The 25,444-nt window shown below is 60.1% G+C and carries 27 protein-coding genes and 2 pseudogenes; 14 read left to right on the forward strand and 15 right to left on the reverse strand.

The window, feature by feature from the left end; genetic code table 11:
* The first annotated feature begins 69 nt into the window (after window positions 1-69).
* Window positions 70-1,098, forward strand: coding sequence for a phosphoribosylaminoimidazolesuccinocarboxamide synthase (locus V8P86_RS11320; protein ID WP_336327380.1), 1,029 nt, complete (start codon window positions 70-72; stop codon window positions 1,096-1,098).
* A gap of 10 nt (window positions 1,099-1,108) precedes the next feature.
* Here V8P86_RS11320 and V8P86_RS11325 read toward each other — a convergent pair whose 3' ends face one another.
* Window positions 1,109-2,659 carry an HTTM domain-containing protein gene (locus tag V8P86_RS11325; protein WP_336327381.1) on the reverse strand — a complete coding sequence of 517 codons (1,551 nt, stop codon included), beginning with the start codon at window positions 2,657-2,659 and terminating at the stop codon, window positions 1,109-1,111.
* A 138-nt stretch (window positions 2,660-2,797) separates the two neighbouring features.
* Between V8P86_RS11325 and V8P86_RS11330 the strand changes: the two genes are divergently transcribed.
* On the forward strand, window positions 2,798-3,211 hold the full coding sequence (locus V8P86_RS11330; RefSeq protein WP_336327382.1) for a DUF5518 domain-containing protein: 414 nt from the start codon (window positions 2,798-2,800) through the stop codon (window positions 3,209-3,211).
* 3 nt (window positions 3,212-3,214) lie between these two features.
* Here the strand turns inward: V8P86_RS11330 and V8P86_RS11335 are convergent, their stop codons facing one another.
* From V8P86_RS11335 to V8P86_RS11355, 5 genes and pseudogenes are all read right to left on the reverse strand, one after another.
* Window positions 3,215-4,660: a DASH family cryptochrome gene (locus V8P86_RS11335; RefSeq protein ID WP_336327383.1), complete on the reverse strand. Its 1,446-nt coding sequence runs from the start codon at window positions 4,658-4,660 to the stop codon at window positions 3,215-3,217.
* Window positions 4,661-4,700: 40 nt separating this feature from the next.
* Window positions 4,701-4,946 carry a ribbon-helix-helix domain-containing protein gene (locus V8P86_RS11340; RefSeq protein ID WP_336327384.1) on the reverse strand — a complete coding sequence of 82 codons (246 nt, stop codon included), beginning with the start codon at window positions 4,944-4,946 and terminating at the stop codon, window positions 4,701-4,703.
* Between the two features lie 51 nt (window positions 4,947-4,997).
* Window positions 4,998-6,332 carry a DUF8159 domain-containing protein gene (locus V8P86_RS11345; RefSeq protein ID WP_336327385.1) on the reverse strand — a complete coding sequence of 445 codons (1,335 nt, stop codon included), beginning with the start codon at window positions 6,330-6,332 and terminating at the stop codon, window positions 4,998-5,000.
* A 99-nt stretch (window positions 6,333-6,431) separates the two neighbouring features.
* Window positions 6,432-6,776 (reverse strand): hypothetical protein, encoded by a 345-nt coding sequence (locus V8P86_RS11350; protein ID WP_336327386.1) that lies wholly within the window; start codon window positions 6,774-6,776, stop codon window positions 6,432-6,434.
* A 63-nt stretch (window positions 6,777-6,839) separates the two neighbouring features.
* A pseudogene (locus V8P86_RS11355) lies at window positions 6,840-7,025 on the reverse strand (DNA-3-methyladenine glycosylase family protein); the annotation flags it as partial.
* A 51-nt stretch (window positions 7,026-7,076) separates the two neighbouring features.
* Between V8P86_RS11355 and V8P86_RS11360 the strand changes: the two are divergent.
* From V8P86_RS11360 to V8P86_RS11375, 4 genes are all read left to right on the forward strand, one after another.
* Window positions 7,077-7,589: a hypothetical protein gene (locus V8P86_RS11360; protein WP_336327387.1), complete on the forward strand. Its 513-nt coding sequence runs from the start codon at window positions 7,077-7,079 to the stop codon at window positions 7,587-7,589.
* Window positions 7,590-8,597, forward strand: coding sequence for a tyrosine-type recombinase/integrase (locus V8P86_RS11365; RefSeq protein ID WP_336327388.1), 1,008 nt, complete (start codon window positions 7,590-7,592; stop codon window positions 8,595-8,597).
* A 1,157-nt stretch (window positions 8,598-9,754) separates the two neighbouring features.
* Window positions 9,755-10,165: a restriction endonuclease gene (locus V8P86_RS11370; RefSeq protein ID WP_336327389.1), complete on the forward strand. Its 411-nt coding sequence runs from the start codon at window positions 9,755-9,757 to the stop codon at window positions 10,163-10,165.
* Window positions 10,166-10,167: 2 nt separating this feature from the next.
* Window positions 10,168-10,398 (forward strand): hypothetical protein, encoded by a 231-nt coding sequence (locus tag V8P86_RS11375; protein ID WP_336327390.1) that lies wholly within the window; start codon window positions 10,168-10,170, stop codon window positions 10,396-10,398.
* Between the two features lie 60 nt (window positions 10,399-10,458).
* Here V8P86_RS11375 and V8P86_RS11380 read toward each other — a convergent pair whose 3' ends face one another.
* Entirely contained in the window at window positions 10,459-10,872 is a 414-nt protein-coding gene (locus tag V8P86_RS11380) for a DNA-3-methyladenine glycosylase family protein (RefSeq protein ID WP_336327391.1), read from the reverse strand.
* A 91-nt stretch (window positions 10,873-10,963) separates the two neighbouring features.
* On the opposite strand from V8P86_RS11380, the gene V8P86_RS11385 reads away from it, so the two are divergent.
* Entirely contained in the window at window positions 10,964-12,031 is a 1,068-nt protein-coding gene (locus V8P86_RS11385) for an mRNA surveillance protein pelota (protein WP_336327392.1), read from the forward strand.
* 76 nt (window positions 12,032-12,107) lie between these two features.
* Window positions 12,108-13,352, forward strand: coding sequence for an ATP-binding protein (locus V8P86_RS11390; protein WP_336327393.1), 1,245 nt, complete (start codon window positions 12,108-12,110; stop codon window positions 13,350-13,352).
* Here the strand turns inward: V8P86_RS11390 and V8P86_RS11395 are convergent.
* On the reverse strand, window positions 13,349-13,558 hold the full coding sequence (locus tag V8P86_RS11395; RefSeq protein ID WP_336327394.1) for a DUF7561 family protein: 210 nt from the start codon (window positions 13,556-13,558) through the stop codon (window positions 13,349-13,351). The two genes, V8P86_RS11390 and V8P86_RS11395, sit on opposite strands and share 4 nt — an antisense overlap.
* Window positions 13,559-13,637: 79 nt before the next feature.
* On the opposite strand from V8P86_RS11395, the gene V8P86_RS11400 reads away from it, so the two are divergent.
* Both V8P86_RS11400 and V8P86_RS11405 read left to right on the forward strand, forming a co-directional pair.
* Window positions 13,638-13,970 carry a hypothetical protein gene (locus tag V8P86_RS11400; RefSeq protein WP_336327395.1) on the forward strand — a complete coding sequence of 111 codons (333 nt, stop codon included), beginning with the start codon at window positions 13,638-13,640 and terminating at the stop codon, window positions 13,968-13,970.
* Between the two features lie 111 nt (window positions 13,971-14,081).
* On the forward strand, window positions 14,082-15,731 hold the full coding sequence (locus V8P86_RS11405; protein WP_336327396.1) for a class I adenylate-forming enzyme family protein: 1,650 nt from the start codon (window positions 14,082-14,084) through the stop codon (window positions 15,729-15,731).
* A 462-nt stretch (window positions 15,732-16,193) separates the two neighbouring features.
* Here the strand turns inward: V8P86_RS11405 and V8P86_RS11410 are convergent, their stop codons facing one another.
* Both V8P86_RS11410 and hisI read right to left on the reverse strand, forming a co-directional pair.
* A complete protein-coding gene (locus V8P86_RS11410) occupies window positions 16,194-17,324 on the reverse strand; it encodes a DUF7118 family protein (protein WP_336327397.1) in 1,131 nt (376 codons plus the stop codon).
* Window positions 17,311-17,679 carry a phosphoribosyl-AMP cyclohydrolase gene (gene hisI, locus V8P86_RS11415; RefSeq protein WP_336327398.1) on the reverse strand — a complete coding sequence of 123 codons (369 nt, stop codon included), beginning with the start codon at window positions 17,677-17,679 and terminating at the stop codon, window positions 17,311-17,313. The genes V8P86_RS11410 and hisI overlap by 14 nt, the downstream gene beginning before the upstream one ends.
* Before the next feature lie 231 nt (window positions 17,680-17,910).
* On the opposite strand from hisI, the gene thsB reads away from it, so the two are divergent.
* Window positions 17,911-19,593: a thermosome subunit beta gene (thsB, locus tag V8P86_RS11420; protein WP_442909388.1), complete on the forward strand. Its 1,683-nt coding sequence runs from the start codon at window positions 17,911-17,913 to the stop codon at window positions 19,591-19,593.
* Window positions 19,594-19,770: 177 nt separating this feature from the next.
* Here the strand turns inward: thsB and V8P86_RS11425 are convergent, their stop codons facing one another.
* Window positions 19,771-20,463, reverse strand: coding sequence for a sensor domain-containing protein (locus tag V8P86_RS11425; protein WP_336327399.1), 693 nt, complete (start codon window positions 20,461-20,463; stop codon window positions 19,771-19,773).
* A 68-nt stretch (window positions 20,464-20,531) separates the two neighbouring features.
* Window positions 20,532-20,870 (reverse strand): hypothetical protein, encoded by a 339-nt coding sequence (locus V8P86_RS11430; protein ID WP_336327400.1) that lies wholly within the window; start codon window positions 20,868-20,870, stop codon window positions 20,532-20,534.
* A 73-nt stretch (window positions 20,871-20,943) separates the two neighbouring features.
* Here V8P86_RS11430 and V8P86_RS11435 point away from each other — a divergent pair, with 73 nt between their 5' ends.
* A complete protein-coding gene (locus tag V8P86_RS11435) occupies window positions 20,944-21,354 on the forward strand; it encodes a DUF4864 domain-containing protein (protein WP_336327401.1) in 411 nt (136 codons plus the stop codon).
* A 4-nt stretch (window positions 21,355-21,358) separates the two neighbouring features.
* On the opposite strand, the pseudogene V8P86_RS11440 reads toward V8P86_RS11435, so the two are convergent.
* A pseudogene (locus V8P86_RS11440) lies at window positions 21,359-21,969 on the reverse strand (class I SAM-dependent methyltransferase).
* 180 nt (window positions 21,970-22,149) lie between these two features.
* Here V8P86_RS11440 and V8P86_RS11445 point away from each other — a divergent pair.
* Window positions 22,150-22,554, forward strand: coding sequence for a helix-turn-helix domain-containing protein (locus V8P86_RS11445; RefSeq protein ID WP_336327402.1), 405 nt, complete (start codon window positions 22,150-22,152; stop codon window positions 22,552-22,554).
* 79 nt (window positions 22,555-22,633) lie between these two features.
* Here V8P86_RS11445 and V8P86_RS11450 read toward each other — a convergent pair whose 3' ends face one another.
* Both V8P86_RS11450 and V8P86_RS11455 read right to left on the reverse strand, forming a co-directional pair.
* Complete coding sequence (locus V8P86_RS11450) at window positions 22,634-23,491, reverse strand: sulfurtransferase (RefSeq protein WP_336327403.1); 858 nt, start codon at window positions 23,489-23,491, stop codon at window positions 22,634-22,636.
* The gene (locus V8P86_RS11455; RefSeq protein WP_336327404.1) at window positions 23,488-24,249 is read right to left on the reverse strand and encodes a helix-turn-helix domain-containing protein; all 762 of its coding nucleotides are present in this window, start codon (window positions 24,247-24,249) and stop codon (window positions 23,488-23,490) included. The genes V8P86_RS11450 and V8P86_RS11455 overlap by 4 nt, the downstream gene beginning before the upstream one ends.
* Window positions 24,250-24,387: 138 nt before the next feature.
* Between V8P86_RS11455 and endA the strand changes: the two genes are divergently transcribed.
* Window positions 24,388-25,416, forward strand: a complete 1,029-nt coding sequence (endA, locus tag V8P86_RS11460) for a tRNA-intron lyase (protein ID WP_336327405.1) — start codon at window positions 24,388-24,390, stop codon at window positions 25,414-25,416.
* Window positions 25,417-25,444 lie beyond the last annotated feature (28 nt).

Genomic DNA, 25,444 nt, shown 5'->3' on the forward strand with positions numbered 1-25,444 from the left:
CCGGCTCCGCAGTTGAGACGGAGCCCGAAACTACAACTATCTTAACCACCGCCCGAGTACGGACGCCCAATGACGAGTGTCAAGAACTTCCGGATCGAGGACGAGGCTACTCGCGCGGAACTCGGCCGGGGAGTCTTCGAATTCACCGACGATTACTCCGTGTTCGACTGGGGGAAGATGCCCGACCAGATTCCCGATAAGGGGGCGTCACTCTGTGCGATGGGCGCGTTCAACTTCGAGTTGCTCGAATCTGAGGAAATCCCGACGCACTACCGCGGCGTCGTCTCCGACGGTGATGTGGTTGCGTTGGAGACCGCACTCGACCGCGACGACGCGCCGACGGAGATGGCCATCGATCTGACGATGGTTCCCGACCTGCCCTTCGAGGGCGGAAGCTATGATTACGACGCCTACTACGACGCCGTCGACGACCACTATCTGATTCCACTCGAAATCGTCTTCCGTAATCGCGTCCCCGTCGGTTCCTCGCTGCGCAAGCGTTCGGACCCCACAGATCACGGCCTCTCGATGGAAGAATGGCCCGACGAGCCAGTCGATCTCCCCGAGCCAATCGTCGAGTTCTCGACGAAGTACGAGAAACAGGACCGATATCTCGACCGGGAGGAAGCCGCCGATATCGCCGGGCTGGCGGCGGTCGACGATCTCGAATCGGTCGCACAGGAAGTGAATCGGATCGTTACAGAACAGGCCGCCGACGCCGGTCTCGACCATCAGGACGGCAAGATCGAGTGTCTCTACTACGAGGGAGAGATCCGCGTCGCCGACGTGGTGGGTACCTTCGACGAGAACCGCTTCTCCCGTGAGGGCCAGCAGATCTCGAAGGAAGTGATCCGGCAGTACCACAAGCGCACCCAACCAGAGTGGGTCGAGGCCGTCAGCACCGCGAAATCACGGGCCGACGAGGAGGGCGTCGCCGACTGGAAATCCCTCTGTGAACGCCAGCCCGAACCGCTCGACGACGAGGTTATCCAGACCGCTCGGGATCTCTACTGTGCCGGGACGAACGAGTACACCGGGCGAGAGGTCTTCGACGCTCCTGCCCTCGGTGACGTGCTGGCGACAGTCCGAGAACTGTAGTCTCAGGAGGCTAGCAGTCGTGTTCGATGATCGTCCATCGGTTTGGCTCGTCGTAAGAGCCGTCGAGTGGACTCCACTGATAGAGGCGGTGGACGATCACCCGCTTGACTGGCTCGTCGTTCCCGGCCGCCGCCTGCCGGCAGGCCCACTCCCCGTACGAGCGAGCGACCACGGGGCTGGCCTCGTCGTCGGCTGACTGTTCGACGAGGTTCATGAACTTCCGGTGGTAGTAGCTCTCGTACGCGGCCGTCGCGTCCGGCGGCCGGTCGAACTCGACAGCGCCGCCATCAGAAACGTCGATTGACTGCCCGTCGGCGAGTTCGGCTTCGGTCACGTACCAGTCGTACCCTTCGGAGGGATCCGGCGCGTAGAGCCCCCACTCCTGTTGGTCGAGATGCGCAGAATCGATCGCGTCGGGAACGTCGCGATCGGTCACGTCACTCGCGGCGAACAACAGCATCCAGACCACGGTCAGAAAGCCAACCGCGGTCAGCAGCGAGCGAGCGAATTCGGTCACGACGAGTCGATTCTTCGGGTCGAGCCTATCGAGGAGTCGGCGTTCGATCGGCGGCGTTGCCAGCGGCCCGAACCGGTCGCGGTCGGGAATTCGGTCGCGCCAGCGAGCAGGGACGAGACGCCCGAGCGTGTCCCAGAATGGCGTGGTGAGAAAGGGGAGGATGGAACTCATCAAGATGAACGGAAAGAGGCCGACAGCCATCGCTGTCGACATGCCGAAGAAAACGCCGAGATAGCCGAGCGCAGCGAGTGCTCGACTCCGCCCGACCGTTCCGAGCAAGAACAGCGCCGACCCGGCGAGCAGGGCCACCCACATGTAGTTGAGCGCCGTCATGAGCGCCGGGTATTCGACGATGACGTTGCCGAGATGAAATCGCATCGAGTCGTTGAGCAGGGCAACTTCGAGCGCATCGCCGGCGTACCAGTGCTCGCCGTCGTGTTTCAGGATGGCGTTTGCAGTGAAGACGACGACCGGCTGGAGCAAAACCGCAGCCGTGCCGAACGTACAGACCTGTTCGCGGGCCTCCCCGCGCCTGAGTGCGTCGACCGACCAGCGTTCACCCAGCGGTGCGAGAAGCGACAGAAAGAGCAGAATCCGAAACAGTCCGTCGCCGCCGTTGAGCACGGCCGGATTTCGGGCGTGCAGCGAGAGCAACAGGAGAAACGAAACGGCCCCGGTGAGTCGGCTCCTGTATCCGAGCAGGAAGACGACAGCGACGATAGCAGCGACGACAAAGAGTAGTTGTTGAAACCAGAGATCGCCGGACAGCGCGTGCAACGAGTAGCCGTTGTACTGGGCGTAGGTCACCTCGTAGGCGGCACGCGGGTACACGCCCTGATCCGTATAGAACCGTTCGAGATACCGGGAGCGCCGAAAGAGATCGAGGAGGAGCAGCGAGGCGAGCGCGATTCGATAGGCAGCGATGGCCCTGGTGTCGACCGTGAACCGGGCGCGGATGCGCTGCCAGAGCGGACCGACGGCCGTGCGGAGTTGTCTCGGGCCGTCGTCGCGGGAGGGACGCGTCTCGTTATCAGGTGGACACATGCTGAGTGGAATCAAATAGTGAAGTGATACGAGCGTGTTCAGCAACGAGTCGTGTATACTTTGTGGAGAGACAACACGCCGTTTCAGCCGGATGTGACCATCTCCGGACTTTTTACCCATCGCCGATCAGATATCAGTATGGCCACGAACAGCAGGAGTCGAGCGCCGGCCGGACAGCCACGACGAAAAGCCGGGATCTTCCTGAGCGTCCTCGCAGGCGTGCTCACGAGTCTCGTCTTCTCCTTTATTCCGTTTTCGACGGTGCTCGGGGGGCTCGTCGCTGGCTATCTGCGCGGCGGAACTGAGGCCGACGGTGCATTTGTCGGCGGCGTTGCGGGCGTGGTGATGTTCGCGCCGTTTTTCCTCATCATGTACCTGATCTTGGGCGTCATCGCCCTCGGTGGCGCGCCGCCGCTGTTCAGCGGCATCGTCGTCCTGATATTCCTCAGCGTCGGGTTGTACACCATCGGCGCGTCTATCGCCGGCGGCTTTCTCGGTGCCTACGCGGCGAACGAACTCGACAGACCAGTCCCGGTTCTCGACGAAATCTGAGCCTCACTGGCGACCGAGTTCCGCGTACCGATCCTCGAAGTCGATCATCGGCCGCGGGTACTCGATGCCGAGTTCGACGCCGTGGTCGGCCTGTTCGGTCTCGCCCATGCGCCACGGTCGGTGGGCGTACTCCGGCGGCAACTCGGCCAGTTCGGGCAGCCATGTCCGGACGTACTCCGCGTTGCCGTCGTAGCGCTCTGCCTGTGAGAGCACGTTAAAGTGGTTGTCCCGCGAGTCGTTGCCGACGCCGCCCTGATACGCCCAGTTGCCCCAGTTCGAGGCCACGTCGTAATCGATCAGTTGTTCCTCGAAGTAGGCCGCGCCCCACCGCCAGTCGATTTTCAGAGCATCGACGAGAAACGAGGCGACGTTCTGGCGGCCCCGATTCGACATGTAGCCAGTCCGGTTGAGTTCGCGCATGTTCGCATCGACGAAGGGCAGACCGGTCTCGCCGTCGGCCCATCGCTGGAACTGCTCGCGGTCGTGCTGCCAGTCCTTGTCGACGCCGCGGATGCCGCCAGGCAGGAAAAAGTCGCGACCGTGTTTGACGAACTGGAACTGGAAGAAGTCCCGCCAGGCCAACTCGAAGAGCAGCCAGTAAGTGTCCTCGTTCGAGACTCGCTGCTCCTCGTATCGTTCGACTTCGCGGTGAATCCACCGCGGCGAGAGACAGCCAGCCGCGAGATACGGCGAGAACTTCGAGGAGTAATCGGCCCCGAGCATGCCGTTTCTGGTCTCTTTGTACTCCCGAAGATGATCACCTTCCCAGAAGTACGATTCAAGTCGCTCTTTGCCCGCCGTCTCGCCGCCCTCGAACGGCAGGACCGCCCGGTCGTCGGGTCCGTCGAGCGTGTCGGCCGTCTCGGATCCCGCGAGTTCGCCGACGGTCGGAATCGGACCGGACTCGACGGATTCCGGTGCGGGGATCTTCTCGGGAGCAGAGAGTGGGCTCCGGACCTCCGTTCCCTGTTCGACCTCCTTGCGCCAGGGCGTGAACGTATCGTTGATCTGGTCGTAGGGAGTCGGGAGGTCGTTGATGTGATAGAGCGTGTGTGTCCAGCGCCGCTCAAGTTCGACATCCGCGGGCAGACTCTCGCGAACCGCGTGTTCGCGTTCGAGTTCTTCGGTCGCGGGTTTGGTCTGTGCGAAGACAGCGTCGGCGTCGTACTCGGCGGCGAGAGTGGGGAGAACCGATTCGGCCCGGCCCTCCTCGACCACCAACTCGCCGCCGCGTTCGCGAAGGGAGTCTCGGAGATCCAGTAGACTCTCGCGGCGAAAGCGGGCGCGGTGTCCGCCGAGTTTCGCGGGTCCGTACTCGGAGTCGCCGCGGCGGCGCGGGTCGACGACGTAGGCCGGGAGCACCGTATCCGCGCGGTCGACCGCGTCAGCGAGCACCGGGTTGTCTGTGATGCGCAGATCGTCCCGGAACCAGACGACAGCAGTGTCCATACCGCTGGTTTGACTCCAGAGACAAGAATGGACGGGTGGCTTACTCCTGAGCGCTCCGTCCGCCGCCGCCCGCTCGACCGGGTGGGCTGTCGTCTGCGGGTGGATCCGGATCGCTGGGTTCGACCACCGCATCCTCGCGCGCTGTTTCCTCGCGGACGACCAGTCGAGCGCCGTAGCGTAACGCGTCGTCGCGGGACGCGAAGACATCCTCCTCGATCAGCGTATCGAGTCGGTCGGCGAGTGTGTCCGGGAGCGATACAGAGACTGAATCGTCCTCCCCGCTCATGTTCGACTGAAACGGGCCAGAGCACTATACTGTTTTGCCGTGACTGTGCGTTTACAGTTCTTCGAGCGAGTTCAGGACCTCAGCCGCGAACTCGTCGGCCGTGATCTGGTCGTTCATGAACGCCTGAGCGGACTCACTGTCGGCCTCGAACCGATACCGGTCGTCGTTCGCGTCGGTGACGGTGCCGATGAGGCGTTCGGTGGACCAGCCCTGATCGATCACACCGGCGTAGACGCCCGCGATGTAGCCGATCTGATTTCTGGCGTTCTCGGTCGAAATCTCGAAGGAACTGGTGTATCGGAGGTTGACAACGTCTCGTTCCGCGAACCCGGTGACGGTGATCTCCAGTTCCGACCGGATCGTGTCGAGGAACTGCTGGGCGTAGCTGGAGTACTCGGCTTCTTCGAGCGTGAATGTAGCAGTCGTTTCGGTGGTCTGGCCACTAATCTGGTCTTCGAGCGTGATCCTCGCGTTGTATTCGCCGGGTTCAGTTCCCGGCGGGAGGGTCGCTCCCCAGAACGCGAAGTACTCGTCGACCTGATCTTCGGTGAGCGATTGCCGGAGAATGTCGCTGTTGTTGTACACCTCTGTCCCACGGCTGTCAGTGATCACGAGGGACGTGATCATGTCGAGGCCAAGGTCCCCGCTGTCGGCCTCCTCTGTGCCGAATCCAGTCGGCTCGAAGTAGATGTGGATCGGGTCGGTGACCGCGTAAGTCTGTCCTGGCACAGTGTCGAAATCACGGTACCCTCGAGGCTGTCCGTCCAGAAACGTCACGTTCTCGATGGCGAGTTCGTCAACCGGTTCGGCGGTGAACGTAGCAGTCGTCTCGGCAGTCTGGCCGCGGATCTGATCCTCGACTGTGAGTGTCACCGTGTACTCCCCGGCATCGGATTCCGGCGGGAGACTCACATCCCAGAATGCGAAGTACTCGTCTTCGTCCTCCTCCGAGAATGTCTGGCGGAGAACGTCGTCGTTGCTGTAGACCTCTGTGCCCGCGGAATCGGTGATCGAAATCGACGTGATGAGATCGACGCTGACATCTCCATCACTGGCCGGTTCGGTCCCGAAACCGGTCGGCTCGAAATAGACGCGGATCCGGTCCGTCACGCCGTACGTTGCGTTCTGGACGGTCTCGAAGTCCCGGTAGCCGCGGGGCTGGCCCGCCAGGAACGTAACGTTCTGAATACGTAGCGATTCTTCCGTCGGTTCCTCGGGTTCGGTGCCGTCCGTCTGGTTCTGGGATCCGTCCTCAGTCTCGTTTTGCTCGCCGTCGTTTTCCTCGTTGTCTCCGGAATCGGTATCGTCGAGACAGCCAGCGATTGCGGAGCCAGCGAGAACCGCCCCGCCAGCGCGGAGAACTGTCCGACGGTCAGCCTCATTCATACCGGATATTCAATAGATTTCGATTTAGCTCTTTTCCCATTCAGTTGCCAGATGCGTACGGCCTGCGGACAGAGACGGGTTCGACGACCCGGAGAACGGTCAGGCGACGCCGCTGTCGAGGTTTTCCAGCAGTTTGCCGACGAACAGACCGAGTCGCGGGGAGATGTCGTCGTCGCTGGCCTCGGCGGGTTGGGCCGACAGCGTCTCGACGAACTGCTCGGAGTGGGTCATCGCGTTGATCATATCGGCCACGTCGACGGTCAGCCCCTCGTCGGAGGTGTCGATTTCGGGATGTCGTTCTTTGAGGTCTTCAGAATAGGTGATCGTCCAGGAGGGGCCACCGACGACGTCGATTGCGGTGTCGAGGTCGCCGACTTCGAGCGATCCGTCTGGGTTGCCGACGTAGATCGTCCCGTCCTCGATGAAAGTCTCGTACCTGCTCATGCTCCCAGTCCTGCCGACGGCACGGATATCTGTCCTTTTTCGCCGCCGGGTATCAAGGTTTGGTCATTCCTCGTACGCTCGCCAGAGATACAGCGACGCGTACGAGCGGTACGGTGCCCACTGCTCGGCACGCTGGCGCATCTCACCGCGAGTTATCTCCCGATCACAGACGAGTTCGATCCCACGACGGATCCCCAGATCCTCGACGGGAAACACGTCGGGTCGGCCGAGGCCGAACATCAGGAACATCTACATCTAACATACAAAACTATTTTTAATCTGGCCTATGAACAGTGAAGTATGCCACACGTCGGCACCAACGTTGATGAATCGACTAAGGCACGTTGGAGTGATTACCTCGAAGAATCGGAGTGTGAGAGTTGGAGCGAATTGCTCCGTCAAGCAGTCAACGAGAAGATGATGAGGGACGGGGGTCAGGACGTTCCCGAGGAGATTGAGAGCCGTATGGACGAACTGAACGAGTTGCAGCAGACACTACAACGGCAAATGGAGGACCTCAGTGACGACTTTGAAATAGTCCAAGAGCAAGCGATTGAGAGACAGTATCCCGAAGGCGTCATTGATCTGGCCAACGACTTGGCTGGGGAGATCGAGGAAGTTCATCGTGACTGGTTCGAGGAGGGAGAGAAGGAAACGGCCCGTGACTGGAATAAATTCAGACAGAGACACTGCCCAGAGGCGAGCCGTGGTGAGGTTATTCAAGCCTTCGAGTACCTTGAGGAGAACTTGTCGTACATCGAGACGCCGTCGCACGGTCCTGGTGACTACTACCGCTTGACGGGGGGACAATAGATGTTTCCAGAGTTTGAGGAGTATTTACTGGACTTGGAGACAGGACAACACAGTGGTAGTGGTGACGTATCTGAGAACACGATCAGAAAGCGTAGGCGGGAACTCGAAAACTTCGAGCAGTGGGTTCGAGAGAATCGAGACGTTACTGAGTGCAAAAATGTCAGTGGGCGCGACGTTCTACGATACGTGAATCACCTCGTTGATGAAGGATATGCTCCGAATACAATCACGAACAGTAAATGGAGTAGCGTCTCGGCGACGTTTAATCACCTGTACGAGTCGAACGAAATCGAAGAAAACCCAGTTGGACGGATCAGCAGAGGAGTCGTCAAGGACAAAGCCAAAGCAGGTCAGTCGACTGACGAGAGAAAAAAGCATGATAGCGGTCCGAAGGACCACCTGACCAAAGCCGAAGTGTACGAGCTTGCCGAGGACCACGTTCCAGAACCACGGGATCGAAACGAACTTCTTGTAAAATTGATGTTCTGGACTGGGTGCCGTGTTTCCGAAGTACTGAACGTCACTATTGGTGATGACGGTTCTCTCGACGGCCCGAATTCCGATGTGTTCCCCGATGTGCCAAAGATACAGGTGTATCGGAGTAAGTCAGATAGTGTCGATGTGGTTGGCTACAAGAGCAAAGAATTGAATCCACTGTTGTACGACTGGTGCCGCAAGGGACGACTCCGATACAAGTGTTCTTTCGACACTGACGCTCTGTTCATCGGTCGGAAAGGCGAACTCACGCAAAGCCGAGTTAACGACATCATCAACGAAGCAGCCGAAAACATGGGTATTCAAGAGTCAAACCGTGAGTCGGTCGACGGTCGGAGTTACAAGCGAGTCACGCCCCATATCTTCCGACACTCATGTGCTATGTATTACCGAAACGAGGAAGGACGTACTCTGGATGATATCAAGGCACAACTCGGTCATTCCAAAGCGAAGACCACGGAGGAGTTCTACTCCGAGGAGACAGAAGAAAGAGTTGTGGAACTGTTCAGTTAGTAAGTCTGATCTGCAACCCTGTTTCACTGCTCTCAAGGTGGGGTTTGACTGCGTAGGACACCGTCGTAGGCTCTTTGTCAGACTGAGTAACCGAAGATATTTATCTAGGAAAATCGTACAGTTACCGTATGTCCACTACCCCAGTCCCTACACGACTCCCCGAGGATGTCGCCGACCATGTCGAGGAGATAGCCAATAGCCCCGCTACTGATCTGAATAGCAAGAGTGCGGTTGTTCGATCTATCGTTACTCAGCAATTCGACTGAACCACCCGAAGGCAGTCTGTATATTCTCACCACGACAATGGCCGTGGCATACCATTCTAAGAGGTTCCGTACTCAATACGATGGAATCCCCTCGGAAGCCACTGAAGACTCATATGATGCCCCTCACGTTTACCTGAGTGACCTTAGAGCGACAGTCACAAGATACGGAGAAAGTACGTTCATCTCAGTCTGTCATATAGTACACGAATTGTGATAGTATCTTCGTTACTGTGCCCTGCTCGTTGAGTAGAGCGATCAGTGTGACGGAGTCGCCACGTTCGTAACGTTGCGCGACACGTGCGCGGTCCGGAGCAACATTGTTACGGTAGAACTACATTATTAACGTGGAACTCCATCAATTCTACGCGCGTTATGTGCACGCGAAACCATGACCCAATTCTTAATGATTGTTGATTATATACAGCACAGTGGTCCATCCCACCCGTTGAAGAGTACATCGTCGGCAGTCCGTGTCCTCCCGAGCCGTAGGCTCCGAAGAACTTCCCACTGCCTGTAGTACCTGATTTATTTGCGTCCCGTCTGTCGAATTAGAACCCCTCCCTGCTTCGCATGGGGGGTCCCCCTGTGCCTAATCGTGATACCCCCCCGTTTTGCCGTATGATTTGATGTTTCATTAGTTAACAATTCAGTTGAAAGTTAGTTTTATATCATCTGCCTTGTTTGCAAAAATCATGTTCGGTGGTCATGATGACGATACCACAAAACTCCAAGACTGCATCATCAACCAATATGACATGGGAGTGAGCAATCCAAAGCAGATCTCAGCGAATTGCGATTGCTCAGAGTCGTACGTCAAAGAGACACTCAACGAATATCGGCCAGACTGGAACGAAGACAATGGGTTTGGCATCTTCTGAGTTACTGTCGGAGATGCGGAGCCTCACTCCGAGGCAGTTTGAGCAGTTTATTGCTGACGTTTGGCAAGAGTGTCAAGGGTGGCAGACCGAGGTAATGGACAAGGGACCAGACAAAGGCCTTGATGTCATCGGCCAACCACCTGACGGTGGTCCAAAGACAGCGGTTCAGTGCAAGCGATATGCTGAGGGGAACAAGATCACCAGTCGAGACGTTCAGCAGTATTCAGCACTTCGGCAACAGTGGCAGGACGTGGAAGGCGTAACAGTCGTCACGACAAGTTCATTCACCAGTAACGCCGAGGAATTGGCCGAACGGTTAGACGTGAAGTGTCTCGACGGAGGTGACCTTATTCAACTTGTCGCACGATACGAAGCAACAGAAATACTTGAGTGGTATGCGGCGGGAAAACCGAGTAATTGGTAACAATGTCTGATGATGATGACCTACGATTCGGCGACGTGAGTGGTGGTAGTAGTGGAACTAACGAGGGTAGTAGCGGTGGATTCGATCCGATGCCATTAGCAGTGGCAGGTGTTGTTATCGTTATCCTGCTCGTCGGTCAGCCAATAACGACGGATATCGGTGGCCTCAGCATGAACATCGTTGGTGCGTTGATTGTTGGTGTAGGAGGAATCTTGGGCGCTCTGGGTATGTGATTTTTGTCAAGACTGTGGCTATCACACAGGCGGAATAAGTTTTGAAAATTATTGATTACATCAGCACCCTATCAGGAACATCTTTGCCGTCCACGGACCGACGCCGTGGATCGCCGTGAGTTCGTCGACCACCGCCTCGTCGCCCAGTGCCGCGAAATACTGTCGGTCGTACCCCTCCCGCTGGTAGGCCTCAGCGACCGCCCGGACGTACTCGGTTTTCGCTTCGGAGAGGCCGGCATCCTGAAGGGTGGCCGCCCCCGCGGCAAGAATCCCGGCAGGAGTTACCTCGACGGCGTCGAAGAGGCGTTCTTGGATCGCCGCGGCGGCATCCATCGACACCTGCTGGCGGAGCAGGGAGACGATCAGCCGCTCGAAGGTGTCTTCGGCGGGGTCGAGTTCGAGCGGGCCGAACTCCCGGACGTACGGTTCGAGCGCCGGATCGGCGCGGAGATGATCGAGTGTCTGCTGGTCCATCGGGCGGGAGAAGGAGGCGAGTGGGCTTCAGCGACACGGCTCGGCAGGGACAATCACCAGCCACTTATCGCCCGCCGACCGAACCACAGGTATGCGCATTGCCGATTCGGAGCAGGTCGAGGGCGGCCGGGAACGGCTGACACTCGTTCCCGAAAGTCTCGACGATCTCTGGCATCTCTCACACGTCATCGAGCCCGGCGATACAGTCTCGGGCGATACCACCCGCCGGATCCAGCGAAACGACGAACAGCTTCGCGATACCGGCGGCGAGCGTGAACACATCTGGGCCGCGATCACCGTCGAGGATGTCGAGTTCGCCCGCTTCGCCAACCGCTTGCGAGTCGGGGGCGAGATCGTCGACTGCTCACGAGAGGATCAACTCGGCCACCACCACACGCTGAACGTCGAGGAACACACCGAACTCGACGTTACCAAACGCTTCAAACCGGACCAGCGCGACCGGATCGAAGAAGCGGTGGAGGCGACGGACAACCCCGACATCGCCATCGCCACCGTCGAGGAAGGACAGGCCTACGTCCACACGGTCGCCCAGTACGGTACCGAAGAGCGAGCGTCGATCACCGCCCCGACCGGCAAAGGCGAGTACGCGCAACCCCGCTCGGAGCTCTTTCAGGAGCTGACGGACATTCTCAAACGGCAGGACGTGGAGGCGATCATCCTCGCCGGACCTGGCTTCACCAAACAGGATGCGCTGGAGTACATCGAGGAGAACAGTCAGGACCTGACCGACCGGATCACGACCGTCGACACGTCGGCCGTCGGTGATCGGGGCGTCCACGAGGTGCTCAAGCGTGGAGCGGTCGAGGACGTGCAGAAGGAGACCCGGATCGCCGAGGAGTCAGATTACATCGATAAACTGATGGATCGGATCGCCGAGGGTTCGAAGGTCGCCTACGGCCCCGAAGAAGTCGAGAAGGCCGCAGAGTATGGCGCAATCGAGCAGTTGCTCGTGTTGGATAGCGACCTGCGCGAGCAGCGCGCCGGCGAGGGTGACTGGGCTATCGACGTCGACCACGTCATCGAGACGACCGAGCAGAAAGGTGGGGAAGTGACCGTCTTTTCGAGCGATTTCGACCCCGGCCAACAGCTCTCGAATCTCGGCGGAATCGCCGCACTGCTTCGGTATCGGCTGGAATAATCAAATGCTGTAACGCGGCGAAACCATTTTTTGCGTCCACTGCGAGTTCCAATCAGAAGTGGGGACCTAAGGGAGAATGCCACCAGATCAACAATCTGACGACCGGACGGCCCGCGAGCGGACAGTCAAGACGGCCGGCCGAATCGTCAAATATAGCCGGGAGATCTACCATCTCGAGTCGGTCGAAGAAGTCGCAAACATGACGCTGGAGGCGGCCCCGCATTTCATCGATGGGCATCCGTCACCGACCGTCGTAGAGATTCGCCGCGACGACGACCTCCGCGTGCTGGGGAGCATGCGCTCCGAACTGGCGATCGGTGACGACCCCGGCTCACTCGCCCGGACAGCCTACGAAACCGGGACCGTGACCATCTGTGCCGAAGACGGCACGGAAGTCGGCTACGACGAGGACGTGACCGTCGTCGACCCCGCAGAGTACGCGGAAGGCGAGTTCGGCGGGGTGACGATTGCAGCACCGACAGTCTACTCCGACGAGATGGGTGATTCCGGCGCAATACTGCTCTTGCACTGGGGTTCACTCGACCGGATCGAGGAGTATCACGTCCGGCCGGTCGACTATCTTGCCGAACACGTCGCGACGGCAATCGTCAACATCCGGTCGCGCGAACGCCTCGAACGGGCGCGCAACGATCTGGCGAAACGAAAGGAGATGGTCGAGGTCTACGACCGACTGCTGCGACACGACCTCGGTAACGATCTGCAGGTGATCACCGGCTTTTCGGACGCGGTCAGTTCGATGGTCGACGACGACGACCAGGCCGGCGAGTACGCCGAGAAGATCCACCGGACGGCCCGCAGTGCTGCGGAATTGATCGACAACGTCGGCGATACGGTCAAGATGCTCAAAGAAGAGAAGGGCCGGCCAGAAGCCAGGAATCTCGAACCGATTCTCACCGAGGTCGTCGAAAATGTCGATACGAAATTCGAGGAGTTGACCGTCGAGTACGATCCCGAGGCCTTCGAGGTCGAGGCCTACGTGGGTGATCTGATCGACTCAGTGTTCACCAATATCCTCTCGAACGCCGCCGTCCACAACGACGAACCAGTCACAGTTCGACTCTATGCCGGCGAACCCACACCCGAAACAGTCGTCGTCGGGATGGCCGACGATGGCAAGGGCGTCGCCGAGGAGATCCGTGATGAAATCTTCGAGATGGGACAGAAAGGCCCGGAAAGCGAAGGGACAGGCTTTGGCCTCGGCCTCGCCAGAACGCTGGTCGAATCCTACGGCGGTGAGATTACAGTGCAGGACAGCGAATACGGCGGAGCCGACTTCAGAATCACGCTCGAACGTGCCTAGCGGTCGAGCGCGTCGATATCGTCTGCAGTCACTTCTCGCTCGTCAGGGAGCGCTTCCATACACTCGTAACAGAGGAAATGTTCGGTCCCGTCGGCGAGTTCGACTGTCATCCCCTCGGTGGGTTTGGTCTCGAGCGTCCAGATGTTGGCAATGCCGCCGCCGATGTTGACCGGCCGCCCACAACCATCGCACGGTTCTTTCGCCATATCAGGAGGTAGGACGGTGGACACTAACGCCTTTCGCGCTGACCCTCACACATAAAGTAGAGATCTGTCTACACACAACATGGGAACAGCCCGACAGCTCGGATTGGACAGTCTCGGTGTACCTCCCGCAAAATTCACGGCGTACGCGGTGATCTACTGTGGGGTCGTGACGCTCTTTCACGGCGTGTTGGCGTTCATCTTCGTCAACTCCCTGCGACTGAATCTCGCCGGCGTGGGGGCACTCTGTGTCGGCCTCATCGGTGTCGTCGTCGTTGGGGTCGGCGTCGATCAGTTGCGGTCGGCACCCCCGTCGCTGAACCGCCACCAGTACGATACCTACGAGTACATCGTCGGTGGATTCGCGGCGATGGCGACGGTGTTTCTGCTGGTGTCGTTTCTCGTCGTCGTGTGATCACCGCCGTTGTCGGCCGGACTGTCGCGCCGGACCGACAGCAGGCAGGCGATGAGTGGGAGCGTTGGCATGAAGTTTTATACCATGTTGCGCGGTATGTGTGTTCAGACCATGGAATACTACGAGGGAGAGCGGGTCGAGCACATGGGGGTGCTCCCGCGAATGGCTGCAGACCGATATACAGACAAGACGGCGTTCACGTTCATGGGCCAGGAGACGAGTTTCGCGGAACTCGAAGAAGAGTCGAACAAGTTCGCGAACGTGCTCATCGATCAGGGGGTCGAACCGGGGGACAGAGTTGGGCTGTTCATCCCGAACACGCCGCGGTTCCCGATTTCCTATTTCGCGACGATCAAAGCCGGTGCTGTCGCGACGCCGCTGAACCTGCGGATGGATCCCGAAACGCTGGGCTACGTCGTCCAGGATGCGGGTATCGACGTACTCGTCGGCTCGCCGTACGTCGCCGAAGAAGTCCAGCAACTCGCCGAAGCCGCCGGTGTCGAGACGCTCATCATTCCCGGCATGAGCGACGAGGAGAAGGGAATCGTCAACTACTCGCACGTAATGGAGGATGCCGACAGCGAGTTCGAAGTCGTCGACCGGGATTTCGGCGACATCGCGGCCCAGCCGTACACGAGCGGGACGACCGGCAAGCCCAAGGGCGTCATGCTCTCACACCGGAATCTGCTGTCGACACAGGAGAGTTACGACAAGAGCGGACTGGGAATCGACCCCGACGACACGCTGGTACTCGTCTTGCCGATGTTCCACATCTACGCGCTGAACGCGCTGATGAGTACGTTCGTCATGGCGGGTGCGGAGTTGAATCTCCAGCCACAGCCCGAGCCCGAGGCGCTGTTGTCGGCAATCGATCAGCACAACGCGACGACGTTCGCCGGCGTGCCCGCACTCTACACGCAGATGTTCCGCGTCTATCGGGAGAACCCCGACGAATACGATATGTCCTCGCTGGAATACGTCGTCTGTGCAGCCGCGCCGCTGCCGGAGGATACGCGCCAGACGATCATGCGCGAGTGGGACGTGCCGATGGTCGAGGGCTGGGGGATGACCGAGACCTCACCCGCAGGCTCGGTCGAACCCGTGTCCGGTGTGAGCAAAGAAGCCGGCTGTGTCGGCCCAGCGCTGCCCGGCGTCGAACTCAAGATCGTCGATCCGGACACCCGCGAGACGATTCTCCACACTGACGACGTGATTCCGGTTCCCGAGGATGATATCGACTTCGAGGACGAGGAGGCGACCACCGGCGAACTGGCGATTCGCGGCCCGCACGTCTTCGAGGGGTACTACAACAAACCGGAGAAGACTGCGGCCGTCACAGACGACGACGGCTGGTTCTACACCGAAGACGTTGCCCGCATCGACGAAGACGGCTACATCTGGATCGTCGACCGGGCCGACGACATGATCATCGCCGGCGGAGAGAACATCTATCCCGCAGAAGTCGAGGACGCGCTGTACGAACACCCCGACGTGGCCGAGGCGGGTGTCGCTGCTGCGCCCCACGAGGTCAAGGGCGAAGCGCCAGTCGCCTTCGTCGTTCTCGAGGAAGGCGCAGACGTGACCGAAGACGAACTCCGGGAGTTCACGCTCGACCACGTCGCGACGTACGCGCATCCTCGACGAGTCTTCTTCGTCGACGAACTGCCGCGCAGCGCCACGGCGAAAGTCCAGCGCTACGCGCTCGAAGAGATGGCCGAAGAGCGACTCGACGAACCGCTAGACTCCTCGGACACGCTGTAACCGAGGACGCGCGCCGCGTGGCATAGATTGAATTGGCAGCCGGCTAAGGGTCAGATATGGCAGCTGCCGACGGCTCGGACTCGACGCGGTGACGATCACAAAACGCGGTGTCGTCGCACTCGTTCTCGGACTGCTCGTCAACTTCGCAATCGTCCAGTCCGTGTTCACCTTCGATCTGACGGGCTCGACGGAGGACATCGAATTCTGGTCGACGACTATCGGCGTCACGGGGCAACCGTCGTCTACGCGCTCGTTGCGCGACGTTCGTCGGAGCCAAACAGGCTCTTCGTTCGCGTCGCGGTCGTCGCGCTGCTGCTCTCCTTTCTCCCGAATATCGGGCTCATCCTCTCGCCAGACGGCCCGGCGACTGACGAGGTGCTCGTATTGATGAGTATGCACTTCCCGCTGGCCGTGACGTGTGTGGCGTCGTTGACCGGCTGGCTGTTCGAGTTTGGCGACTGATTACCGCTCGGGATAGTTCTCTAAGGCCTCCTCCAGTCGGTCGCGCTCTGCGCGCAGTTCGGCGAGTTCGTCTTCGATAGCCTCTGACTGCAGCCGTTCGCGTTCCTCGGCGCTGAGTTCCTGGCGGACGACGGCGCTGTTTCGCAGGCGTTCGTAGTCGGTCTCGCGGGGGAGAGACTCGACCTCGCGGAGCTGTTCGACGACAGCGGGGTCGATGCGGTTGACGGCGGCGGTCAACTCCCGACAGCGATACCGGAGTTCCTCAGCCGACAGCGGCGGCCACTCGATCGTGAGCGGGTCTCCATCGAGTGCCTCCAGGTACGCCCGATGGCCCTCGATTGCGTGTTTGAGTTTGTTCGGGTCGTCGACGTAGTGGTCGAGTTTCGAGCGGGAGTAATCTGCGTATTCGAGAATCGTCGCAATCGGCTCCTCGCCCGTGGGGTTGTCCTCGATGTACTCGGCGACATCTCGAGGTGGGGACTCGAACTCGACGAGCGGGTACGCTTCCATCTCGTCGAGGAACCGGACGACTTCGCGGGCCGAGGCCGACCGTTTGAACTCCCGGAAGGCTGCTTTCACAGCGTCGTTGTACTCCTGGATCGGCTCTTCGAGCCGTTCGATGGGTGCATCGAGGTCCGCCTCAGCCAGTTCGGCCAGTCGTTCGAGGTCGTCGATTTCCGCCTCGCACTCGCGGATGCGGGCCCTGACATCTCGGCGGGCCTTGCGGTAGGCGTCGAGTGCCTCGTCGCGGTCGCCGAGCCACTCGGCCAGATCCGCGACGGGGTCGAGTTGGTCGTAGACGTGCTCGAAGTCGGAGTCGCTGAACCACTTCTGCTGGAGATACTCGTCGCACTCCTCGAAGATGTCGGCGTGGAGCACGTCGTCGGGAATCGCGGTCATTACCCGGTCGATCTCGCTCTGGAACTCGACGATGGTCTGGATGTCACCGTCGTCGCCGGTCACCTGATCCTGGTAGATGTCGAGTACCTCGTAGAACGAGTCGTAGGCCTCGGTGAGGTCGGCAAGTTCGTCTTCGCCGTACTCCTCGACGCGGCGCTGTCGGCGGTCGAGTTCTTCCTCACAGCGTTCGAGCTCGGCAATCAGCTCGTGCCGAGAGTCACTCGTAGACATCGTCTGGGTCAAAGATTTTCTCGCCCCGGACTTCTCCGTCGATCGATCTGTGGAAACAGGAGTGATAACCGGTGTGACAGGCCCCGCCTTCCTGCTCGATCAGATACAACAGCGCGTCGCCGTCGCAGTCGACGCGAATCTCCTCGATCTCCTGGGTATGGCCGCTGGTTCCGCCCTTCTTCCAGAGTTCCTCACTGCTGCGCGAGTAGTAGTGTGCGAATCCCGTCTCGCGGGTCCGCTCGACCGCTTCCTCGGAGGCGTATGCGAGCATCACCACCTCACCGGAGTCGACATCTTGGGCGACCACCGGCAGCAGCGACTGCTCGTCGAATGCGAGTTCTGGAGCGTCGGTCATATGTCACCGGTTGCTCCTCATCCGCATAGATCTTGTTTTCTTGTCTTTTGACAACTTTTCAGTATAAAAACGAAACGAGCGACTGCAAGACCTGTGGTAGCATATCTCATAAATTTCGTCCTTAGTCGGCTGTTCCTGGAGACTTTCGCCGGGCCTCGTGACCTGGGCGAGGTTGCTGATCGACTCGAACACACACATTTATATAGAACCGTATGCAAACTTTCTCTTGATATGAGTCAGCAGCAGATGCAGGGCCAGCCCATGATCGTTCTGGGTGACGACGCACAGCGGATGAAGGATGAAAGCGCACAAGAACACAACATTTCGGCCGCACGCGCGGTCGCCGAATCCGTACGTTCGACACTCGGACCGAAGGGGATGGACAAGATGCTCGTCACGTCGCTGGGGGATATTGTCGTCACGAACGACGGCGTAACGATTCTCGAAGAGATGGACATCGACAACCCGACGGCGGAGATGATCGTCGAAGTCGCCGAGACCCAGGAGAGTGAGGCCGGCGACGGAACGACGACTGCAGTCTCGATCGCGGGCGAGTTGCTGAAAAACGCCGAGGACCTCCTCGAGCAGGATATTCACCCGACAGCCATCATCAAAGGCTTCAACATGGCCGCGGAGAAGGCCCGTGAAGAACTCGACGACATCGCCGTCGAGATCGAGAGCGACGACACCGAGGTCCTGCGCCAGATCGCCGAGACATCGATGACCGGCAAGGGCGCAGAACAGCACAAAGAGCACCTCGCACAGCTGGTCACCGACGCCGCGCAGGCAGTCACTGTCGACGCCGACGACGGCTCGACCATCGTCGACCTCGCCTTCCTGAAAATCGAGACCCAGACCGGCCGCTCCGCGGGCGACTCCGAACTGCTCAACGGCGCGGTCATCGACAAAGACCCCGTCCACGAGGACATGCCGACCAACCTCGACGACGCGAGCGCCCTAATCATCGACGAGGCGCTGGAACTCGACGAGGCCGAGGCCGACACGCAGGTCAGCGTCACCGACCCGAACCAGATCCAGGACTTCCTCGACCAGGAGGAGAAACAGCTCCGCCAGATGGTCGACCAGATCGTCGACCTCGGTGCCGACGTGGTCTTCTGCCAGAAGGGCATCGACGACATGGTTCAGCACTACCTCGCCAAGGAGGGCATCCTCGCACTGCGCCGAGTCAAACGCTCGGACATGGAGTTCCTCCGCGAGGTCCTCGGTGCTGACATCGTCTCCGATCTCGACACCGCGACCGAAGAGTACCTCGGCACCGGCAGTATGAGTTGGGACGAGGACGAAGAGCTGTTCTACGTCGAGGGCACCGGCGACGAGGTCCACGGCGTCACCCTGCTGCTCCGCGGCTCGACCGAACACGTCGTCGACGAGATCGAACGCGGCGTTCAGGACGCCCTCGATATGGTCGGCAGCGCAACCGGAACCGGACAGGCTCTGCCCGGTGGCGGCGCGCCCGAGGTCGAACTCGCCCGCCGTCTGGACGAGTACGCAGACGGCGTCAGCGGTCGCGAACAGCTCGCTATCGAAGCCTTCGCCGACTCGCTCGAAATCATCCCGCGCGTGCTCGCGAAGAACGCCGGACTGGACGGCATCGACACGCTGGTCGACCTGCGTGCAGCCCACCAGAACGGTGAGGAGCGCGCCGGCCTGAACGTCTTCAGCGGCGAAATCGAGGACACCTTCGAGTCTGGTGTCGTCGAGACCGCCGGCGCGAAGAAGCAGGCAGTCTCCTCAGCTAGCGAGGCCGCGAACCTCGTGCTCAAGATCGACGACATCATCTCCGCCGGCGATCTGTCCACCGAGGGCGACGGCGATGACGCGCCCGGCGGTGGCATGGGCGGCGGTATGGGCGGTATGGGCGGTATGGGCGGCGGCATGGGCGGCATGATGTAAGAAGCGAGATTCGAGCACCGCGAGAATCTCGGAAATGCGAGCGGTGACCGTCAGGGAACCGCGAACAGCGAGGATCGAGCGTAGCGAAGATCTTCTACGTTGTAAACGGGGCGGAACGCCCCACGAACAACGATGTAGACGAAAGCCTGTTTTCCGGGCAGTTTCGGTCAGACGGTGTTACTCGCGTCGAGCGTCCAGCGCCTGCTTGGCTGTCGGTTCGTTCGGTCCGAGAAGCGATTCGGCGGCCGAAGCGTTCACTCGGGCGAAGACGTTCAGAATTGGGAGGGCAACGACGAGGAGAGCGATCCCGAGCGGGACTGCGAGCAGTCGTTGCGTGCTCGTTTGGAAGGTGTCCGCAGCGTGCCAGCCGAAGACCTGAACGTCGAGCGCACCCCCCGGGTAGATCGGTAACAAGGCGAGTTCGATTGCCGTCCCGAGAAACGTGACCAGCAACACGAACGAGGCGACCCCGAGCCAGAATTTCAGCAGGACGAATCCGAGACTGCGCCAGGTCGAGGAGGCACGGACGTAGGCTATCGCGGTGTCGAGGAGGCCAGCCCCGTGGGTGTCGACGTCGTTCGGGGCAGCGATGTCGGTTCCGAGCAACGAATTCGCGAGGGTGCGCTCGAACGCGGCAATAGAGCGCAGCGCGATGACAGTACCGAAGAGAATGGCGAGTCCGACGAGTAACACCGACAGACCCAGTCCCAGCGACAATCCGATGACGGTCAGGATGAAATAGGCGAGGCCGAGCGGGAACGCCAACAGCAAATAGAGGAGATTCCGGTAGGTCTGCCCGTCCGCGACCGATCCGAGGATGCCGACGGGTGAATCCGAGGCGGTGGAGTCAGGTGTCGTCGGTGGAGTCATGCAACGGCCAGTACGTGATGGTGAGACAAAAGGTCGGGAGCAGCGGTTCTCGCTCGGAAACACGACACTTACGAGAGATCGAGATCGGTCTCACCAGTGAGCAGACGATAGCTGGCTAGCGTCCCTGCCATCGACGGTGCCTCCTCGTCGTCTTTGGCCTGCGTGCCGTAGTCCATCCAGCGGCCGCCGGTGTAGCTGTACATTTCGAACCCGTCGGTCGTTTCGATGATAATATCGATGACGGCATCAGCAGGGGCATCAGCGGGCAGTGACACCGACCGGACTCCCTCGTCGTGATCCATGACCCACACGCCAATTGCTTCGTCGACTTCTTCGAGGAGGTCAGCAGCGTCGGCTTCCGAGAGGGGGTGCTCCGGCCAATCTTCGGCGGGTTCTGGTTGCTCCATATGTTCCGTTCGTGCTGTGGCCGTTTCCCTCTTTTCGAGAGACGGTTTAGTGTTTCCAGGCCGTAGGGAGGTCATGGCAGACGAGTTATATCCGATCACCAAACTCCCTCAACCCGACCCGGAGTACGGCCCAGCAGAGGTGATCGACATCCAGCTATCGGCGCTGGCGAGCAACGACGACCCAGTCGTCGACGCAGGAATCAAGACCGCGTACAACTTCGCATCCCCGGCGAATCGCCGTGCAACCGGGCCGTTAGATCGGTTTATCAAGATGGTAAACGGGCCGCAGTACGCGCCGATGATCGATCACACGGAGGCCACAACTGGCCCACTCGAACGGGACGGTGACAGGGCCCAGCAGCGCGTGACCCTGACCGGGCCGTCCGGCCGGACCGTGACCTATCTGTTCGGACTCTCGCAGTACGATGGTCCGGAGGAATCGCTCGTGGACTGTTGGCTCACCGACAGCGTTTTGATCGACTGATTGGTTACTCGTCTGGCTCTGCAACGAGCACGCCAACCTGATCGGCGACCATCTCAACTGCGATCAGGGCGTACCCCTCGTCGGTGAACGCGTCGGCGAGGACGCCGACCGTCGCCGGTCGTCGACTTCGGGGCTGTAAAACGGTTCGTCGGGATTCGGCCCGTCGAAGAACATCACGTCACCGAGAACGATCCGGCGTGGCTCCAGTGCTGCGATGACTTCGACCGCCTCGCGTTTCTCCTCGTCGCTCAGATGATGCATCGCGAAGTTCGAGGTGACGGTATCCACGTCAGTTCCCTCGACGTTCGGTTCGCGGAACCGACCGTGGCCGAACTCGATGGTTTCGACGCCGCGGTCGTCGGCTTTCTGTCGGGCCCGGTCGAGCATGCCGTCGCTGATATCTCGGCCGATCACTCGGCCGGCGTCGGCAGCGAGACCGAAGGCAATCGCGCCGGTTCCCGTTCCAAGATCGAGTACGGTATCGCTGGCGTCTGGATCTGCGTGGCTGACGACCAGATCCGCCGCAGCACGATACTCCGGTGAGTCCTGATTCTCGTCGTAGTCGGCGGCAGATTCGGAAAACCGCTCGGCGTGTTCGTCGAGAGATTTCTTCATGAGTAGATGTCGGGCGGCCACGGCAAAAATTCACTCGCCAGAACCACGGTATATTACCGGGACCGAATCAGTGGTCAGAGCAGTCGGGACGGCGGAGATATCAGCGAGGTGATTTGGCGCACGCCAACTGAATCCTTATTGACTCCACTGCGAAAGGGCGACGTGTAGCGATTCCAAGGCATGACGGAGCAAACCCAGCAATCCCAGGCAAAAGACGAGACAGGGTGTGTGATCGACGAGGACAACCAGATCGAGGAGGTGTTAGCTGCGCTGAAAAACGAGCGGTGTCGGAAGATAATGCGCGAGACAGACCAGGAGACGCTGTCAGCAGATGAGCTGTCCGAGCGGTGTGAGATTCCGCTCTCGACGGTCTATCGGGTCGTCCAACGACTCGTCGAGGTAGGGGTTCTAGAGAAGCGGGTGCGGCTTTCTTCGTATCCCCAGTACACACACGAGTACGCTCTCGTCGCCGAGACGGTTAGGATCGATATCGGCGGCGAGTCGGTGCTATCGCTGTCAGTGTCCCGCCAAAGCGAGATTTCTGGTGGGTCCGAGCAGCCGAATCAGCAGTTATCGGCGGATTGAACGACTCCCCGAAAGCGGGCAGATGTATCCGGGCTGGTCGGGAGTGGCAAGGCCCGTCCGATGGTCGTCAAAGAGCGACTCACCGGAGGTCTGCACTCGACGCACTTTCGACGGGAAAGCCGACGCTGTTGGCCCATTCGACGAACGAGCCATAGTAGTACGAGACATTGTCGTACCCGAGGAGTTCGACGAGAACGAACCAGACGAGTGCTGATCGCTCACCCACGCGACAGTAGACGATGATCGGCTCCGTGTCGGGCATTCCCGAAAAGATCGTTGCCAACTCCTCGCGGGACCTGAACCGATGGTCACTCTGGATGATCTCTCGACAGGGTTTGTTTATCGCACCGGGGATGTGCCCACCCCGTTGGACACCTTCGTTCCAGCCAGGCGGTGCCAGAATGTCGCCACGGTACTCCGACGGCGCGCGGACGTCGAGCAGACAGGTACCGGCATCGACAGCGTTCTCGACTTCGTCGCGGCGTGCGCGGATGGCTTCGTTTCTGGCGGGGACCGGATACTCCCGGTCGGAGACAGTCGGCCGCTCGGTCGTGGTAGGGTAGTCATTTTGCATCCAGTATTTCCGACCGCCGTCGAGGAGACAGATGTTGTCGTGGCCGAAATAGCGTAGCAACCAGAACGTGTGTGCAGCAAACCAGTTGAAAAAGTCGCCGTAGAGAACGACCGTCGTCTGCGGCGTGATCCCGCAGTCGCCGAGCAGAGACGACATCGCTTCCGGAGAGAGAATATCGAATGTCTCGGTGTCCTGCAGGTCCGCCCGCCAGTCGATGTCGATTGCGCCCGGGATGTGTCCCGAACTGTACGCTTCCTCTCGAATGCTCACTTCGAGCAATCGATACTGTGGATCATCGGACTGAATCGTATCGAGGTGTTGTTCAAGTTGTTCCGGCTGGACCAGCGGGCCATCGAGAGTCACGTCCCATCACCCCGGCTCGGCGTCTGGGGGAAGCTCTCGAACTCGACAGGCTGTTCGTTGGTCGCAAACGATTTGGCGAGTTTCGATTCGGCACTCCGCAGCCGATACGAGAGCGTCGAACGTGGGCAATCGAGTTCGTCGGAGAGTTCTTCGAGAGTTATCTGACGGGGCCGTTCGTAGTACCCTCGTTTCACCGCCGCGACGAGCGCTTCGCGTTGTTCCGACGGGAGGTTCTGCGGAGCGAATAGCTCGGTTCGTCGCTTCGAGGCCTGCCCGATATGCCCGAACTCGAACCGGATGCCGTCGACCAGTGTGACCTGAAGCGAGTCGTAGAACAACCCGACCCCGTCCTCCGATTCCAGGAGCACCGACCAGGTCTCGCGCTGTCCGCTCCGTTCGATCTCGAACAGGACATCCGTGCCGAGATACTCCGCGGCCAGGGAACTGACCGATTCACACCCGTCGAAGTCCTTGAAATGATAGTACAGTTCGCTTTCGCGTTCAGTTTCGTTCAGAATCTCGCTGTGTATCGATCCCGTACACGAGGCGGGTGTGATCTGTTCACTCGCGAGCAGCGCCTCCTCCGGCGTGTCGGCAGGAGCGCATCGCATCCCCTCGAATCGTTCGAGTCGCCAGAACTCGTCGAGTTCGATACACCCGCCGATACCTCTGGAGGAGGGGTCTTCGGCGTCGGGACACAACCGTTCGAGCGGGGCTGTTGTGCGTTCGTATACGAGGTCGAACACGAACTCACGCATCTGTGTAGAGTGTAGGTGCGGTCGAATAAGACCCTTTGCCGTATCGCGGTCAGCCGTCCCTCCACAAGTGCCCGCGTGCGGTTAGCTGGCAGTCCCGGAGATCACAGACGCTTTGTCGCCGGCCCCGAACCGATAGGTATGGATATCACGTTCGACGGCAGCCGCGCCCGCGGTGACAACGCTGCTCGCGAGCAGTTTTACGACTCGCGGGGCTACGGGCGGCCCAGCGGGGGAACGCTCGAACTCGCCGCGGTGGAGACCGCCCACCTACTCTACCGGGGCGATCTCGACAGCGTGCGAGACACGCGGGACGACTCCCGACTCGGCTTCGAGGAGTTTCTGGCGCTCGATGCCGTCTCGGAGGTCGACTTTTTCGTCTACAAGGATCTGCGCGACCGGGGATTTTATCTCTCGACGACCGACGACGAGCGTGCGGAGGATTTCCTCGTCTATCCGCGGGGCAAAGGTCCGTGGGACGACGACGTCGCCTACCGCGTCTGGACACTCAGCGAGCGAGCCGACGTGCGAGCACCTGCGGTGCAGCAACTGGCAACGGGATCGGGAACCGGCGTTCTCGCCGTCGTTGACGAGGAGAGTGAGGTGAGTTACTTCGAGGTGACCGAGCCGGCAGTCGAGGGGTCGACAGACCACGATCTCCCGGAGGTGAACGGCGAGTTACTCGCGGATCGCGTGCTCGTCTCGGATCCACCCCGACCGCTGCACCAACACGCGTTCTACGGCCAGCCACTCGACGGCGACGGCAGCGCCGTGCAGTTGTCACTGGTCGAGGCCGCCTATCTCGCCGGGGAAGAGCTGTTGAGTCTTCCCGAGGGGAGTCGACGAGCCATCGTCAACCGTGGACAGGCCGTCGAAGGCGAACGGTTCGACCGCCGACTTCGCGTCTACGAACTGCTCCGCGAATCGGGCGTCGTTCCGAAGACTGGCTTCAAGTTCGGAGCCGATTTCCGGACCTACGCGAACGTCGAGTCGGTCGACGACCTCGGCCACTCCGAGTATCTGGTTCGCGTGCTCCCGGCCGAACACAGCTTCGAGCCGCGTGATCTCGCGCTGGACGTGCGACTCGCCCACGGCGTCCGCAAAGAGATGCGGTTTGCGCTGGTCGGCGACGATGTCGACTGGCTCGGTGTGACGCGACTGACGCCGTAGCCTGTGTGCGGTCAGCCTTCATTTAACC

Origin of the sequence: Halovenus anhuiensis (assembly GCF_037080055.1) — an archaeon.
Classification (GTDB): Archaea; Halobacteriota; Halobacteria; order Halobacteriales; family Haloarculaceae; genus Halovenus.